The sequence below is a fragment of the Moraxella caprae DSM 19149 genome (assembly GCF_000426885.1).
Classification (GTDB): domain Bacteria; phylum Pseudomonadota; class Gammaproteobacteria; order Pseudomonadales; family Moraxellaceae; genus Moraxella; species Moraxella caprae.
The window spans coordinates 26,754-42,721 of record NZ_KE384586.1; the positions used below are offsets into that span (position 1 = coordinate 26,754).

Annotated in this window: 15 protein-coding genes and 2 tRNA genes; 4 read left to right on the plus strand and 13 right to left on the minus strand. The window is 43.1% G+C overall.

What is annotated here, in order from left to right; genetic code table 11:
- Nucleotides 1-15 precede the first annotated feature (15 nt).
- The 12 genes from K941_RS0113980 to K941_RS0114040 all read right to left on the minus strand — a co-directional run bounded on the left by K941_RS0113980 (nucleotide 16) and on the right by K941_RS0114040 (nucleotide 12,484).
- Nucleotides 16-804: a TrmH family RNA methyltransferase gene (locus K941_RS0113980; protein WP_029104069.1), complete on the minus strand. Its 789-nt coding sequence runs from the start codon at nucleotides 802-804 to the stop codon at nucleotides 16-18.
- Complete coding sequence (locus tag K941_RS0113985) at nucleotides 801-1,379, minus strand: hypothetical protein (RefSeq protein WP_029104070.1); 579 nt, start codon at nucleotides 1,377-1,379, stop codon at nucleotides 801-803. Before K941_RS0113985 ends, K941_RS0113980 begins: the two co-directional genes overlap by 4 nt.
- A gap of 4 nt (nucleotides 1,380-1,383) precedes the next feature.
- The gene (locus tag K941_RS0113990; protein ID WP_029104071.1) at nucleotides 1,384-2,139 is read right to left on the minus strand and encodes a Fic family protein; all 756 of its coding nucleotides are present in this window, start codon (nucleotides 2,137-2,139) and stop codon (nucleotides 1,384-1,386) included.
- The gene (locus tag K941_RS0113995) at nucleotides 2,140-3,147 is read right to left on the minus strand and encodes a class 1 fructose-bisphosphatase (RefSeq protein ID WP_029104072.1); all 1,008 of its coding nucleotides are present in this window, start codon (nucleotides 3,145-3,147) and stop codon (nucleotides 2,140-2,142) included.
- 900 nt (nucleotides 3,148-4,047) lie between these two features.
- Nucleotides 4,048-4,995 carry a ribose-phosphate pyrophosphokinase gene (locus K941_RS0114000; protein WP_029104073.1) on the minus strand — a complete coding sequence of 316 codons (948 nt, stop codon included), beginning with the start codon at nucleotides 4,993-4,995 and terminating at the stop codon, nucleotides 4,048-4,050.
- Between the two features lie 164 nt (nucleotides 4,996-5,159).
- Nucleotides 5,160-5,235, minus strand: a tRNA-Gln gene (locus K941_RS0114005).
- Nucleotides 5,236-5,272: 37 nt separating this feature from the next.
- Nucleotides 5,273-5,348, minus strand: a tRNA-Gln gene (locus tag K941_RS0114010).
- Nucleotides 5,349-5,456: 108 nt separating this feature from the next.
- Nucleotides 5,457-6,326 carry a 4-(cytidine 5'-diphospho)-2-C-methyl-D-erythritol kinase gene (gene ispE, locus K941_RS0114015; RefSeq protein ID WP_029104074.1) on the minus strand — a complete coding sequence of 290 codons (870 nt, stop codon included), beginning with the start codon at nucleotides 6,324-6,326 and terminating at the stop codon, nucleotides 5,457-5,459.
- A 4-nt stretch (nucleotides 6,327-6,330) separates the two neighbouring features.
- Nucleotides 6,331-6,906, minus strand: a complete 576-nt coding sequence (gene lolB / locus K941_RS0114020; RefSeq protein ID WP_029104075.1) for a lipoprotein insertase outer membrane protein LolB — start codon at nucleotides 6,904-6,906, stop codon at nucleotides 6,331-6,333.
- A 391-nt stretch (nucleotides 6,907-7,297) separates the two neighbouring features.
- Nucleotides 7,298-9,319 (minus strand): tetratricopeptide repeat protein, encoded by a 2,022-nt coding sequence (locus K941_RS16220; protein ID WP_051226115.1) that lies wholly within the window; start codon nucleotides 9,317-9,319, stop codon nucleotides 7,298-7,300.
- A gap of 488 nt (nucleotides 9,320-9,807) precedes the next feature.
- Nucleotides 9,808-11,103 (minus strand): CapA family protein, encoded by a 1,296-nt coding sequence (locus K941_RS16225; RefSeq protein WP_051226116.1) that lies wholly within the window; start codon nucleotides 11,101-11,103, stop codon nucleotides 9,808-9,810.
- A 163-nt stretch (nucleotides 11,104-11,266) separates the two neighbouring features.
- Nucleotides 11,267-12,484 (minus strand): anhydro-N-acetylmuramic acid kinase, encoded by a 1,218-nt coding sequence (locus K941_RS0114040; RefSeq protein ID WP_228130431.1) that lies wholly within the window; start codon nucleotides 12,482-12,484, stop codon nucleotides 11,267-11,269.
- Between the two features lie 99 nt (nucleotides 12,485-12,583).
- Here K941_RS0114040 and tyrS point away from each other — a divergent pair, with 99 nt between their 5' ends.
- Complete coding sequence (tyrS, locus tag K941_RS0114045; protein WP_029104077.1) at nucleotides 12,584-13,792, plus strand: tyrosine--tRNA ligase; 1,209 nt, start codon at nucleotides 12,584-12,586, stop codon at nucleotides 13,790-13,792.
- Nucleotides 13,793-14,266: 474 nt separating this feature from the next.
- Here tyrS and K941_RS17310 read toward each other — a convergent pair whose 3' ends face one another.
- Nucleotides 14,267-14,443 carry a hypothetical protein gene (locus tag K941_RS17310; protein ID WP_156892354.1) on the minus strand — a complete coding sequence of 59 codons (177 nt, stop codon included), beginning with the start codon at nucleotides 14,441-14,443 and terminating at the stop codon, nucleotides 14,267-14,269.
- A 155-nt stretch (nucleotides 14,444-14,598) separates the two neighbouring features.
- On the opposite strand from K941_RS17310, the gene K941_RS0114055 reads away from it, so the two are divergent.
- The 3 genes from K941_RS0114055 to K941_RS0114065 are packed head-to-tail and all read left to right on the plus strand — an operon-like array spanning nucleotide 14,599 to nucleotide 15,646.
- Entirely contained in the window at nucleotides 14,599-15,024 is a 426-nt protein-coding gene (locus K941_RS0114055; protein WP_029104078.1) for a helix-turn-helix domain-containing protein, read from the plus strand.
- Between the two features lie 11 nt (nucleotides 15,025-15,035).
- Nucleotides 15,036-15,254 carry a DUF1653 domain-containing protein gene (locus tag K941_RS0114060; protein WP_029104079.1) on the plus strand — a complete coding sequence of 73 codons (219 nt, stop codon included), beginning with the start codon at nucleotides 15,036-15,038 and terminating at the stop codon, nucleotides 15,252-15,254.
- Nucleotides 15,245-15,646 carry an FKBP-type peptidyl-prolyl cis-trans isomerase gene (locus K941_RS0114065; RefSeq protein ID WP_029104080.1) on the plus strand — a complete coding sequence of 134 codons (402 nt, stop codon included), beginning with the start codon at nucleotides 15,245-15,247 and terminating at the stop codon, nucleotides 15,644-15,646. Before K941_RS0114060 ends, K941_RS0114065 begins: the two co-directional genes overlap by 10 nt.
- Nucleotides 15,647-15,968: the final 322 nt, after the last annotated feature.

Below are 15,968 nucleotides of genomic sequence, written 5' to 3' on the forward strand. Positions count from 1 at the left end.
ACTTCAAGTTTGTGCCTAGCGAATGCTGTGGGTGTTTTTAAACCTTCTCTGCCTTAAAATCTCATACAAACACACGCTCCCCGCCACACCGACATTTAGGCTTTCTTGTCCGTATTGGGGTAGGGTTAGGGGCGTACATTCTTTTAATAAAATCTTATCCACGCCTTGCCCTTCGTGTCCCATAATCAGGGCAAGCGGTTTGGTCAAATCCTTATGATAAATCAAGCCATCAGCGTGTGAAGTTGTGGCAAACATTGGCACTTTAACGAAGTCAAAAATCTCATCAATCCCCACATTTTCATAAATATGTAAACTAAAATTTGCCCCCATGCCAGCACGCATTGTTTTGGGATTATAGGCGTGAGCCGTGCCTGTGGTGCAAATCACCGTTTCAAACCCTGTGGCACTGGCGGTGCGAAGTAGCGTTCCCAAATTGCCCGTATCTTGAATGCCATTGATAATCAAGCAGTCGTTTTCAATGGCTTGATTTAAAATTAAACTTGGCATTTCAATGATTGCCATTATGGGCAAACTTTCGCCCAATGTACGGATATTTTTATATAAAGTATCACTGATGATAATGGGGTTTTTATTTAACTTGGCAAGTAAACTTTGAATTTCAGCATTTGTCATTCCACTTTCGCTGACAATGGTTGTGATTGGCATTTTACCTGCTTTTAAATAAGCGTCCAATAAATGCGTGCCTTCAATGACCGTTTGCGAAAGTTTCTTTCGCTTTTTGGGGTCGGTTAATAAGGCGTGGGCGGTTTTAATTAGGGGATTGTCTTTGGAGGTGATAATCATTTTATTAAACTTGCTCTTTGAATGATTGTGGTAATAGTGTTTTGATTGCTGTTTAGCCAATGTTCGCATTCATCTAAAAACTCTAAAATTGGCTTGTGAATGTCTATTTTAAGGGCAATATTTTCTTCAAAAATATAAGCATAATTAACAAAATTATCAATGTTATCAATCGCATTGTAATTGTAGTGATAATTTTGCGAAAGCATTGAGCATAAGTCCAAAATTTTATTTTCACTATTTTTATCAGAAAAATAATGGTAGGCGTAGAATGATGGTTTAAAGGGTCTAATTATGAAAGGACAAATTAAAGAAAATGTATAAAAATATTTGGCTTGTTCTTTGTTAAGGGTTATTAAATTAAGATTTTCTAGGGTTTTTGACAATAATTCTGATAATTCATCAATTGTTAAATAATTACAATCATCAAGAATCTCAAGCATTAAATCATCATAATAGCCATTATTCATTAAATAATGGGTAAACTCAATAATCTTATCTCTTTCCAATAAATTTAACGCCAAACGACTGGCGGTTAGGGTTATTTGGTATTGAAAATTGGATAAAAAAATATGCATTTTATTATTCTTGAATATATTCTTTTAAAGTTTTTTGAATAATATCCAGCATAAATTCAATAAACACCGTAGAATTGTTGGCTTTATCAGCTTGTCTTAAAGTTTGATAATAGGCGTTTTGGTGGGCATAGACCATTGTTTCCACAGGTAACCACGCAAAAATCGGTTGCCATTGGCTTAATATCACCGTTTGCCAAAGCCGTCCCATTCGCCCATTGCCGTCTTCAAAGGGATGAATGACTTCAATTTCATAATGAACGACCGCACTTTTAATAATGGCAGGTGTATCATCGGCATTTGCCCAAGTAAATAAATCTGTTATTAGTTTTTCAATAAATGGCGGTCTTGCTCCCATATGAATTAAATTGCCACCATTATCAAAAATACCCACATTGCTTTGACGAAATTGCCCTGATTGATTCACCAAACCATAAGTTAAAACTTGGTGAGCTTTTAAAAAATCGTCAATAGAAAAGGGGTTGAACTTTTCAATCAATTCGTAAGCATCATAAGCATTTTTGACTTCTTGAATTTCTTTGGGGCTACCCAAAATGCGTTTGCCATTGATAATATCGGTTACTTGTTCTAGGCTTAATGAATTATTTTCAATGGCAAGCGATGACTGAATAGAACGCAAGCGATTATTTTTCCTTAAATGCAAATTGCGTTCGTATTCGTGTTGTAATTGCCCAATCAAATGACTAATATCAACCATTTGATTGAGCATTGTATTGGTAATATCAAAGGGTGGTTTGGTCATTTAAACCCTATCCCCATTCGCTAAAATCCCTGCCGTCTCGTGCAACGCCTTGACATAGTCCACTTCTTCTTTTGCTCCCAGTACCACAGGGATTCGTTGATGAATGGCGGTCGGAGCGATGTCCATAATACGCTCCACGCCGTCCGTACTTGCTCCGCCCGCTTGCTCAATGACAAAGCTCATCGGATTGGCTTCGTACATTAGGCGAAGTTTGCCCGCCTTACCTGCGATTTTGGTGTCATACGGATACATAAACACCCCGCCACGAATCAAAATACGATGCACATCGGCAATCATCGCTGCCACCCAGCGTGTGTTGTAGTCTTTTTGGCGTATGCCTGTGTCGCCTTGCACCAACTCTTCAATGTACTGCTGGATTGGTGGTAGCCAATAACGGCGGTTGGAGGCATTAATCGCATACTCGGCAGTCTGCTCGCTGATACGCACATTGTCGTTAATCAAAATATAAGTTTGGGTCATCGGGTCAAAGCTAAACATGGCCACGCCTGCCCCAAAAGTTACCGCCAGCATGGTGGACGTGCCATAGATAAAATAACCTGCCCCAAGCTGATTTTCGCCTTTTTGCAAAAAGTCGCTCTCACACGCCTTTTGTCCTTGATTGTGATAAGGCAAAATAGAAAAAATCGTCCCCACCGTCATATTAATGTCAATGTTGGACGAGCCGTCAAGCGGGTCAAAGGTAACGAGCAGGGTGCCGTCATCGTTGGCAGGGCTAATCTCATCAAGTTCTTCCGATGCCACCCCTGCACAGTTGGGGTTGTGGATTAGGGCGTTTAGTAGCAGGTCGTTGGAAATCACGTCCAGCTTTTTTTGGGCTTCGCCTTGCACATTTTGTCCGCCTGCTTCGCCGTGAATGCCTGCCAATGCCCCTTTGTCCAGTAAATGACTAATAGCAACGCTCGCTGTGGCAAGCGTGGTCATGATGCTGGCAAGCTCTGGCGTGGCGTGGGATTCTAGGTATTGGGCGAGCGTGGTTTGTGCGGTCATGGCAAATCCTTAAAGTCATAAATGCCCCTATTTTATCATGAAATGGGTAAGATGTCAGAGATATTTTATTTTTTGATGATGGGATAAACTCATAAAATACTGAGAGTAAAAAATGAATGATGAGTAAATATTCATCCGTAAAACCATTTTTTATAGGCATGCTATAACGGGCTGTTTTGTCAGCCCATGGGGATTTTGATGGAATTAACCAAATTTATTGATGAATTACTTAACGTCAATCAGATAAAAAAGAAAATATCATTAAAATTTTTCATGTATTTTTTATCATCTCTTTTATTTTATGTTCTTTAACCGCTTATATTTTGGTGTTGTTGTTGAGATAGTTTTATTTGTTTTATTTTTCTAATGGAATACTTGTTTATATAAATTAGAATAAAAAATGCAAAAGAAAACAAAGAAGTAATTATAGAAGACTTAAAATTATATTTATTATCTCTCTCACATCAATCATTGTACTGATAGCAATTTTTAATTTTTTGCAATTTCCTTATTATATGACAGATTTTAATAAGGATAAAAAGAATTAAATACCATAACTGGGGTGGTTTCTTCGTCACTTATGGATGGTAACCATAAAAAACTGAAAAATATTTTGTTGTAAATAATCATAAATCAAAAAACTAACTAATGACCAAGCCTCTCAATTAAATTATCCATATCATAAATTTATGAATAAAAAGATAGAGCTACCAATGGGTGAAAGTATTGAAGTTGTTTATCACACTTATAACAGCCTATTTGATGGTGGGCTGACAACGTTTTAAAAACGTGTGATTTTCCTATTTTTGAAAACACAAAAGGGGCAGACTTGATGGATAAAGTCATCACGCCTGCCCACGTCAGTTAAAGTAACGATAAGTGATTGCTTTTTGATGTCAATCAATAATCAAACATCGCACTGATGGATTCTTCGTTGTTGATACGACGCAGGCTCTCAGCAATCATCGATGCGATGGTGACTTGACGGATTTTTGAGCAGGCTTTGGCTTCGTCCGTCAAAGGAATGGTGTCAGTAACCACAATCTCATCTAGGGCGGAGCTTGAGATGTTGTCTAGTGCCTTGCCTGAGAGTACAGGGTGCGTGATGTAGCCGACCACACGTTTTGCCCCTTTGTCTTTTAGGGCTTGGGCGGCTTTGCACAGTGTGCCTGCGGTATCTACGATGTCATCGACGATGATGCAGTCACGTCCTGACACGTCGCCGATGATGTGCATGACTTCGGATTCATTGGCTTTGGCACGGCGTTTGTCGATGATGGCAAGGTCAACATCACCCAGTGATTTGGCGACGGCTCTGGCTCGCACCACGCCACCGACATCAGGGGAGACGACCATGATGTTCTCATAATTTTTTTGTTTTAGGTCGCTAAGTAGCACGGGCGTGGCGTATAGGTTGTCCACGGGTACGTCAAAGAAACCTTGGATTTGGTCAGCGTGTAAATCCACCACCATCACACGGTCAATGCCAGCGATGGACAGCATGTCCGCCACCACACGAGCCGAGATAGGCACACGAGCCGAACGGGGGCGACGGTCTTGGCGAGCATAGCCAAAATAAGGAATCACGGCAGTGATACGTCCTGCACTAGAACGGCGTAGAGCGTCCGCCAGTAGCACCACTTCCATCAGATGGTCGTTGGTCGGGGCACAGGTCGGCTGGAGGATAAAAACGTCTTTACCACGCACGTTCTCTTTAATCTCAACGGCAATTTCGCCATCAGAGAAGCGGGTAATATCAGACTTACTTAGGGGGATGTGAAGATGGTTGGCGACAGTTTGGGCAAGTTCAGGATTGGCACTTCCTGAAAAGACGGCCATATATGACATGAAAAAATCCTATGGTTGGGATAGTGGGGATTAGCAAGATTATTTTACCATTTTTTACCATCATTGCAAAGACTCAAAAGTGGTAAAATACCACTGTACAAACAACAAACGTAAAAAAACCAGTCTTTCAACTGGCTTTTTTACTCTTCTCAACCAAAAGAAGATGGCAGAGGCGGCTGGACTCGAACCAACGGATGTCAGGATCAAAACCTGATGCCTTACCAACTTGGCGACGCCCCTATAAAGTGTGATAAATTTTTTAAAAATTTGCAAAAAATGGCAGAGGCGGCTGGACTCGAACCAACGGATGTCAGGATCAAAACCTGATGCCTTACCAACTTGGCGACGCCCCTATATAGGCGGACAATTATACCGAAAAATTAAAATTATGCAAGGGCTAATTTTTAAAATTTTAAAATAAATTGCTAAGTATTTGAAATTTATAAATTTAAAATGCCCATTTAGTAAAGTCCCCGAGCAAAGAGTGCAGGACAGGGAGCGTTGTCTATCAAGCGGTTGATGGCGGTGTCATTGAGCTTATGGGGAATGGGCAAAAACACCGCCGAACCTGTACCACTCATGCGCACCTTGGTGCCAATCTTATGCTCTAAGTCACACAGATAGCCAAAGGCATGGGCGACTTTGGCAGAGCGTGCCAGTACCAGTGGGGTAAAGACGTTGGTAAATAAGGCATTATCGCCAAAGAAGTTGGCACCCGATAGGGCGTGATGGCTGTACACAGGGCAGTCCCGTTTGAGCTCATCACAGCCGAACAGTGTGGCGGTGCTGACGTGTTCATCAGGCAGTAACACCAGATAGCCACAGTCGGGTAAGTCAATGGCACTTAGTATCTCGCCAATGCCCGTGGCGATGGCGGAGGTTTTGTGAAAATGGGCAAAAATAAAAAACGGCACGTCCGCCCCAAGGCTTGTCCCAATCTTGATAAGCTCATCGGCAGAGAGCCGAAGTCCCCACAGCTCGTTGATGGCGATGAGCGTGGTCGCACAGTTGGACGAACCTCCGCCCAGTCCTGCTCCTGTGGGGATGTGCTTTTCTAGGACGATTTGGACGGATGAGGCATAAGCAGGGTAGCGTTTGGCTAGGGTCTCGACCGCCCTGACGATAAGGTTATCATTGATGTCGTCGGTCAGCTCATCTGCCCCCATCAAGGTCACAAGCTTTTGGCTCGTGGACGTGCGAAAAGAGAGCGTGTCGCCAAAATCAATGGCGGTAAAGACGCTTTGCAGATGATGATAACCGTTGTTCGCCCTGCCAGTGATGTGTAAAAACAAGTTGAGTTTGGCAGGCGAGAATAAAGTAAGCTGACTCATGATATTAATTCGGATAAACGATGGTCATCACCACACGGTGTCCGTCGGTGTGATTGATGATAAGACGGCTTGGGCGCGGGCTGTTTTTGGGGTATTCAAAACTGGCTGTCCACTCATCATTGGTGCTTTGGGTGAGTCTGCCTTGTTCGTCCTGCTGACTGTCGGTGTCGCCTTGGGCGGTTTTGCCGACAATCCAGTGGGGCAGATGACTGATGGGAGCGTGCCATCCTGTGGCTTTTTGGAGCAACTCTTCGGGGCTGTCTGCCTGTATCTCGCCCTTGTCGTTGGTGAGTGTGGCTTGCTGTCCGTCATAGCGGATTTGGGTTGCCCCCATGCCAAACGCCCCTGTTAGGTCAATGGCAAAGCGCTCATCTTCTTGTCCCCAGTTATAAAAAGCACTGCCTGCCTGTTTGCCGTTGGCGGTGTTTGTGGTAATACCGATTTTACCCGTGATGGCAAAGCGTAAGACATCATCATGAACCTGCTCGCTGATGACAGGGGTGGTCTTGGGCAGGGTTTGGCAGGCGGTGAGCGAGCCTGTGGCGACTAGGGTAAGGATAAGGGGGCGGATAAATTTCATGAGCTTCCTGATGATTAAATGGTAAATAATGATGAGTAAAGAATTAATGAATAATGAGTGTCAAAGAGTTTTTAAAAGTTATTTAAAACAAAGATTGGGCTAAATACAAGATGTTACTTAATTCTCCACTTAAAATGGTAACTTATTGATTGTCCGATAATTATTTTTGGTGTTGTAGGGGTGAATCGTTCGCCCTTGATAAATCAATCATTTGTATAAAGTTGAGAATGGGGTATAAGTTGTCTTTTGCTTAAATGATGGTTAAAAAGATTTTTTAAAGTTGTTTAACAGTTGTTTAAGGGTTAATTTAATAAGGCATTGTCAAATAAAAATACATGTTAAAATTTGGATATATAGGGCAAATCATTTATCCAAAAATCATTCCCAAACCCTAATATTCCTGCACTTCCTGTCCTGTCCGATTTTGTCCAAAGGCAAAGCGGTTTTGTAGGTCGGCAAGCAGGCGATCGACCTTATCAGACTCGCCAAGCCCTTGGTAGGCATGCAGTAGGGTTATGCCTGCGTTTAGGTCGGGGGCGACTTCATAGGGCATTTCTAGGTAGTCTAGCACCGCCCGGTAGTTGCCCTGTGATAGGGCGTGATTGCCAAGTACGATAAGAGCTTCAAGCTGTAACTGTGGGTCGTAATTGGGGTCGTCCGAGCTGATTTGGGCAAGGCTCATCGCCCCTTCGAGTGCTGATAGGTCGTTGGGGTTTTGGCTTAGGCGAAGTTTGATGTCAGCTAGACGATATGCAGGGTTCATGCGGTCAAGCTCCAAGAGCTTATCGATGGCAAAGCGTTTGTCATCATCGCTAAGCTCATTTTGCAAAAGCTGAAAACTGGCAAAGAGCAGGCGGTCATCATCGGGATATTCACGATTGGCGACGGTAAGCAGGTTTTGGGCTTCGGTTTTTTTGTCTTGACGTAGCAAAATCTCGGCATGAAGCAGATAGCTGTCAATGGCATAAATCTCAAAGTCATCACGCAGTCGCACCAAAGTAGCAATCGCTTTGTCCACGTCATCTTTGGCAAGATAGTAGCCGACCACTTTGGTGCGAGCGTCTAACACATGCTCGTAGTCTTTGACCTTTTCATAATGCTCTTTGGCAAGGGTAAGGTTGCCCGAGCGTTCGTAGCTGATGGCAAGGTAGTAATTGGCACGGCTATTAAAGGCAGGCACGTCAAGCAAGGGGGTCAAGACCGTACGGGCATTTTCATATTTGCCGATGTCTAGCCCGACCAAGGCGGTCAGCAGGGCAACATCAGGGTCTTTGGTTTGACGGTTTGCCACTTGTAGTAAATCCCACGCCCGCCCAAGCTGACCCATGTCTATCTCATGGCGAATTTCGTACAGATGTAGCTCTTTGATGGTGGGCAACTCCTTGACTTTTTGGCGGATAAACGCCCACATGGCGGACTCTTGTCTGCTCTCTTTTAGGATGTCGATTTTTAGGGTGATAAAGGCAAGGTTATCGGGTTCATCTTCTAGGGCTTTGTTGATGTAAGCCAAAGCAGGGGCGTAGTCTTGTAGGCGTAGCAAAAGACCTGCTCGCAGTACTGATAGCGATGGATTGTCGTCTTCCATGCTTTGTAAGGCGGTAAAAAGCTGTCGCTGTTCGTCAGGGTTCTGTGGAAAAATCCCTGTCAAAATCCCCGTCAAATCTGCCTTTTCATCATAATCCAAAATCATCGCCAACATGGTGCTGGCTTCATGATAGTCGCCTGCTTTTAGGGCAAGATGGGCGACATAGAACCACGCAGGGATATGCTCAGGGTTTTGGCGTTGCCATGCCCGAGCAAAGGCAAGCGACTGTTCGGGGGTCTCGTACTCGATGGACAGTGCCAACGCACGCTCAAAGACGGCTGTGGCATTGGCGGTAAAGCTCTCAGCTTTATAAATGGTCAAAGACTCACCAATCTGCCCTCTGTCCACGCCAAACTCAGCCGACAGCAGGGCGTACAAATCAGGATAGCCAAGCATGGGCGTGCTGTCGTGGGCGTTTAGGATGTCATCAAAGATGATGTCGGGGATGTCTACCGTGTCGGCATTGGGCAGGTAATCATCATCGGTGCCGTCATCGATATACTCGCCATGCTCTTCTATGTTAGGCTCATCAAGCTCATCGGGCGTAGATGGGGCGATAGGTGCAAAGGCAGGCTCTGCCGTCTGTGGCGTGCCTTCATCGCTGTCTTTATTGGTGTCTTGGGGTGGATTATCGCCAAGACTGCGGTCATCATCATAAAAGGGTAGGAGAATTTTTAGCAATGAGTCAAAAACCCCTGCCTGTGCCGTGGACATGGTTTTCTCGGCAAGGGGCAGAAGTGCCAACACGCACAGCACTAGGATGAGACGTTTTTTATAAGTGGGCTTAGTTCTCTGATGAGACCGCTCAATATTTGGCGTTGCACTCATGATAAAAATCGATGGATAAAGTGCCTTATTATAAGACGAAATGCCAAAAAGTTGCAATGTTTTGAAACAATTTTAATGTAAAAATTACCAAAAAACATTGGCACAAATTAAGTATAGTCTAGCAATAAAATAAATCTGTACAATAATTCATCAATTTATATGCAGGCAAAAAAAGACCCACTGAAGGAGGGGCAGTGGGTTGAGGAAAGGGATTGTGATTATTATTGTTATGTTATTCTAAATGGGGATGGGGTGGATTTTTTCAAGGATAAAAGAAGGAAAAAATGATAATTTTTAAAAAACTCATCATGTCAAAACCCATCATGAATATAATACACCCAACCAACTTGATATTTACCACGGGTTTGTAGGGGTTGGCTCCGCACACCCTTTGACGATATTACTATACAAGGCGTGTTCAACACGCCCCCACCAAAACCTGTGCCGAATATTAAGCCTGTTAGGGTCGTGATATGATTAATCACGCCTTATTTTGATGAGTGAGTAATCTTATTATCACGAAATACCAAACCGCTATTAGGAAAATCAAGCTCGGTTAAGCGTTTTAATTCACCAAAGGCACGGTTGTTTTTATCTATCATTAGCCCATTTTCTTTGGTTTGATAAATGGACACCACATCTGCCGAGACAAATTTGCCGTCTGTTTGCATGGTTACATTAATAATGGGAGCAATGCCGTTAAGACCACGCACATTAAACGCCCCATAAGTGTTAAAATTACCCAAACTATATGCGATAAATCGGTCTTGATAAACTTCCACCGCTCGGGTAATATGAGGGCCATGCCCGATGACAATATCCGCCCCCACATCGATGAGACTGTGGGAGAATTTATAAACATCGCCACGATTTTCATTTAGATACATCTCAGTCGTTTTGGGTACTCGGGTATGCTCCGCCCCCTCTGCTCCGCCATGAAAAGAGACGATGACAATATCCACTTTCTTATCCAATTCCCTAACATAGCGTTTGGCGGTATCTAAATCATTGATGGAGAGCGTACCGATGTTTGGGGCAAAGGCGACCATGCCATATTTTACGCCATTTTTGGTAAAGGTGGTGGTGGGTTTGGATAAAAGACCCGCATAATAAATACCAGCATCGGCAAGCGTGGTTTTGGTGCTGTTACGCCCCACATCGCCAAAGTCGCCTGTGTGGTTATTGGCAAGACTTAACACATTAAACCCAGCATCCTTGATGATTTTGGCGTAGCGGGTAGGCATACGAAAAGCATAGCAGGTCATGGCTTTGGGCTGACCTGTCTCAGGGTCGATGGCAGGCGTGTTGGGGCATTTGGTGGCGTTACCATTATCTAGCAGTACCCCTTCTAAGTTGCCAAAGACCACATCGCCTTTTAGGTAGGGCTTGACATATTTAAAACTATCACGACCATCATTGGGCGGTAAAAAGCCCACGTTGGGAAAGGACGACCCTATCATGATGTCGCCCACTGCCACGATATTGATAAGTCCGTCCTTGTTTGGGGTGGAGGTGTCATCGCCATGACCAAATAACAAATCATCATCGCTGATGATTATCTCATCACTGACGATGGTGTCACTGCCTTGATTGGGGTTGTATTCAAAGTCATCAACTTTGCGGGCGACATAGTTCACCACGTTATTTTTATAAGTTGTGGCGGTATAAGTCACCGTATCGCCAAAGTCGGCGATCTTTTGTGAAAAGTGCGTTTGGGTCTCGGCACTGCATGATCGGCATAGGATACCTACTGTCACAAAACACAGCAATGATAATCTTGTCATAAAAATTCTCCTTAATGCCTACTTCAATCTCAACTTAAAGTTACAAATTATTGATTTTCCAGTGATTATTTTTCGGGTTGTAGGGCAAATTGCAATTTGCCCTTTGATAAGTAAATCGCTTATATAAAGTTGAGAATAGAGTTAATATCTGTAAAATACCATATCACCCAAAACACACCGTCCCAAGAACCACTTCCTTATCCGCCCCTGTAACGCTTGGTAGGTTGGCAGGTTGCCCCAAGATGGTCTGACGAGCCAGCCACGCAAAACACACACTCTCCACCCAAGTGGGGTTAATGCCCACCACTTCGGTGGTGGCGATTTGCCAAGCGGGTAAATATACTTGCAAGCGTTCCAATAAATAGCCATTGTATGCCCCACCGCCACACACATATAAGTGATCGATTTGTTTACTAAATTTATCAATCTCACACCCTGCGGTCAAGGCGGTAAATTCGCATAAGGTGGCTTGTACATCTTGGGGAGAAGTGTCAAAGTTTGTTAAAATGCTGTCCAACCAGTCCAAATTAAACTCCTCTCTCCCTGTGGATTTTGGGGTGGTTTGGCTTAAAAATGGGTGTTTTAACAACTTATTTATCAAAGGCACGTCAATCTTACCGCCCCTTGCCCAGTCGCCATTTTTATCATAAGGTTGCCCCAAATGGCGAGCCGTCCAGCCGTCCATCAAGAGATTTGCCACACCCGTATCATAGCCGATGACTTCATCGTCCAAATTGGCATTTAGTACCGTGATGTTGGCAATCCCACCCAAATTTAAAACGACAACACCTCCAAGAAACATTGCCCTGTGAAAGGCGGGCACTAAGGGAGCTCCTTGACCGCCCACCGCCATATCTCGTCTGCGAAAATCTGACACCACCGTAATGCCCGTCCGCTCCGCCAAAACATTGGGGTCAAGAAGTTGTAGGCTAAATCGCCATTTGGGGCGGTGGCGGACGGTCTGTCCGTGTATGCCAATGGCGACCACTTCATCGGGCAAAATGCCAGCTTTTTCAAGGAGTTCTGTTACCGCCTGAGCTGATAATTCCCCATAGAGCCGACTTGCCAAGCCCCAAAAGTCAAGCTCACTAAATTTTTCAAACTCGCCTTGTGCTAGGGCATTTGTGCCGTTTGGTGTGCAAAGGGCAGTTAGGATTTGATGGAGTTCTTTTGGGAAAGCCTTGCTGTGGGTGGCAACCAAGTCCACCTTTAAAAAACCGTCAGTATCATCAAATTGGCACAGCACCACATCAAGGGCATCAAGGCTTGTACCGCTCATCATGCCGATATACAGTCCGTTTTGGCTGTCATCAATCAAGTCAAATTGGGGGTCGGTTTGGGCAGAAAGTTCGTCCAAAAAATCGTCAAAATTGGCGGTCATTGTTATTTTCCCAAGTAAAAACTGGGTTAAATTTTATCATATTTTTTGCTTAAAAAGCTGTTATAATAGCAAAAATCCGTATTAAATAGGAATGCTCAAATGACCCAATTTAAATCCCCCCAAGAACAACTTGAAATCCTAAAACGAGGCGTGGTTGAAATTTATTCAGAAGAAGATTTGTTAAAAAAACTCGCTTTGGGTCGCCCCTTGCGTATCAAACTTGGCATGGACCCCACCGCCCCTGATTTGCATTTTGGGCATACGGTGGTGCTAAACAAACTGCGTGCTTTTCAAGAATTGGGGCATGAAGTGCTGTTTCTTATTGGCGACTACACCGCTCGCATTGGCGACCCCACAGGCAAAAACGCCACTCGTCCGCCCCTATCAGAAGAGCAGGTCAAGGCAAATGCCGAAACTTACGCCAAGCAAGTCTTTAAAATCCTAGATAAAGACAAAACTACCATTATGTTCAACTCTGACTGGTTCTCCAAAATGAGTGCAGGGGACATGATACAGCTGGCCAGCCAGCTTACCGTATCTCGAATGCTTGAACGTGATGACTTTTCTAAACGATACAACAGCCAAACGCCCATCGCCATTCACGAATTTTTGTACCCACTTGTACAGGGCTATGACAGCATTGCCATGGAAGCTGATGTGGAGATTGGCGGTACCGACCAGACCTTTAACGTGCTTATGGGGCGTACCCTACAAGGTCGTTATGGCAAAGAACCCCAAGTTTGTATCACCATGCCCCTTTTGGAGGGCTTGGACGGTGTCCAAAAAATGTCCAAATCGCTTGGCAACTACATCGGCATTGACGAACCTGTGGGCGTGATGTACCAAAAAATCCTATCCATGCCCGACACGCTCATCGCTCGCTATTTTGAGCTTTTGAGCTTTAAGCCGATGAGTGAAGTGAACGCTCTGCTTGATGACATGGCAAACGGTCGCAATCCCCAAGAATTAAAGAAAATCCTAGCCCATGAGCTCATTGAGCGTTTTCATGATAAAGAGTCTGCCGACAACGCCCACCGCTCGGCAGGCAACCGTCTGGCTGATGGCGAATTGCCGATTGATTTGCCAGAAGTGTCGCTCACGCTTGACGGTGCGGATAAGCTCTTTATCACCCAAGTGCTAAATCAAGCCAGCCTTGCCAAAAATTCTGCCCAAGCCAAAGATATGCTCTCTCGTGGGGCGGTCAAGGTAGACGGACAAGTTGTGGACGCAAGTTTTGCCCTAAGCGTGGGGCAAACGGTGGTGATACAGGCAGGGAAAAAGGCGTTTGCGAGAGTGAGTGTGGTTTAAAAGAAATATAGCCATATGAATTATCATATGGCTATTTCCGATGTTTAGTCATTGGTTCTATCCTTTATTTCCAAAGATAAACCAAGTACACTATTTGTGTTGTTTAGAGTCAAGCGTTTTTCTGTTACCTTTTGACGAAGAATGTCGCTTTTTGAATTGGCAAAAGCAAGAAATCTCTTTCTTGATATTATGAGTCTAACCGCAGTGGGCAAGAGTTCATATGACTTATCAAAGGCGGTTTCTATAAATTCATCATCATACAATCTTTCTTCGGCAACGCTTAAAAATCCGTGAACAAGTTTTGATTCTATTTTAGTCCAATGTTCATCAAGTAAAGCCTACATATTAGTAACTGCTTGCGATTCTTTTACACTTTCTGCTTTATCTTTAATTTTTTTTGGACAAAACTTTGCTTTTGTTTCTTAAATCATTAAACATAAGGCAACCCAAGTAATCAAAAACCCAAAATCACTATTAAAGTGCACGAACCTTATCAACACTCCATAGATAGTCTGGATTTTGGGATTTAGCATGTTCAAGTGCTGTCTTTTTGGCTTCACTTTCAGATGTGGCATTAACACTAAACCACTTATTGCCACCACTGCCACCATTTGGTTTTTTAAAGGTTAAATTTACGCTATATCTAGCCATTGTTAAAACTCCAAGTTAATTTAAGAAATGCTTATTTGAAAACAGAAAATTGTTTTCAGTTTCTATTTTAATTATTTATTATATGGTTGTAAATTGACGGTTTGGACAATTTACAATCCATTTTAGACACAAAAATAAATTTTAGGTAGGTTAATATGACCATTCAAGACAATATCCGCCATATTAGAGAAAGTTACAATCTTACCCAAGAAAATATGGCAGAACTTCTTAACATGACAGCAAGTGGTTACGCAAAAATTGAGCGTGGAGCAACACAGTTAAAATTTGAAAAGTTAGAAAAAATCGCTCAAATTCTTAATGTGGACGTTGTTGAATTATTAGAATTAGGCGATAGTGGTGATGTTGTCATACAGTTGCCAAATAATAGTGGCGATAATGCAACGGCAAATTATTATTTAAATGCCAATGAAAAGCTAGTATCTGAAATAGAAAAGCTTAATTTAAAAATAGAGCATCAAGCCCAATTATTGGTGAGCAAAGATGAATTAATTCTTGAAAAAGATAAACAAATCCAAGCGTTAAAAGATGTAATTGATTTATTGAAACAAGGTAAAAATTAGGCAAACCTACTATGACCCCAAAAACAGGCATCTACCGCCACTACAAAGGCAACCTTTACCAAGTGCTACACACCGCCCGCCATTCCGAGACCGAAGAGACCCTTGTCGTTTATCGTGCCTTATATGGCGATTATGAGGTGTGGGTACGCCCTTTGACGATGTTTTGTGAAAGTGTAACGATTGACGGCAAGACCTTGCCACGTTTTGAGCTTATTAAGGAATTATCATGAATTTTGAAATCATTGACCTTGTCATCGGCACAGGCAAAATGTGCGAGCGTGGGGCGTTGATTACCGCCCATTATACAGGCTATTTGGCGGACGGTACGGTGTTTGACAGCTCACACCATCGTGGGCAAGCCTTTGAGACTGTGATTGGCACAGGGCGAGTGATAAAAGGCTGGGATTTGGGTGTGCTTGGCAGTGAAATTGGGGCGAAACTGCTTGCCAAATGGGGCATAAGCGTGGAGTTGCCAGCGTGCGAGCCGATGAGAGTTGGCGGGAAAAGACGGCTCATTGTTCCTGCTTTTTTGGGCTATGGCGAGCGTGCGGTGGGTAAGATTCCACCCAACTCGGATTTGGTGTTTGAGATTGAGCTGATTGATGTCAAAACAAGAGATTAAATATTTATAAAAATCAATATCTTATAAATATTTTAAAAAAATTACCGCAAAAAGACTTTACAACCCAAAACTATCCTGTATAATACGCACTCATTCAAGCAATGGTTAGTTACAAAACACCAACAAAACAACTTTAATCTAAATAAAATTAAGAGTGAAGTTTGTTAAAGTTTGAATATTTCGAAAGAATTGATTTAAAAGTTAAGTTAAAAACAAACTTCTAAAAACTTTCAAAAAAAAATTAAAAAACCGCTTGACATCAAAATCCATTGTGATAGAATAGTCAGCCTTGATTGATGATACAGACGATGTATCACGTACT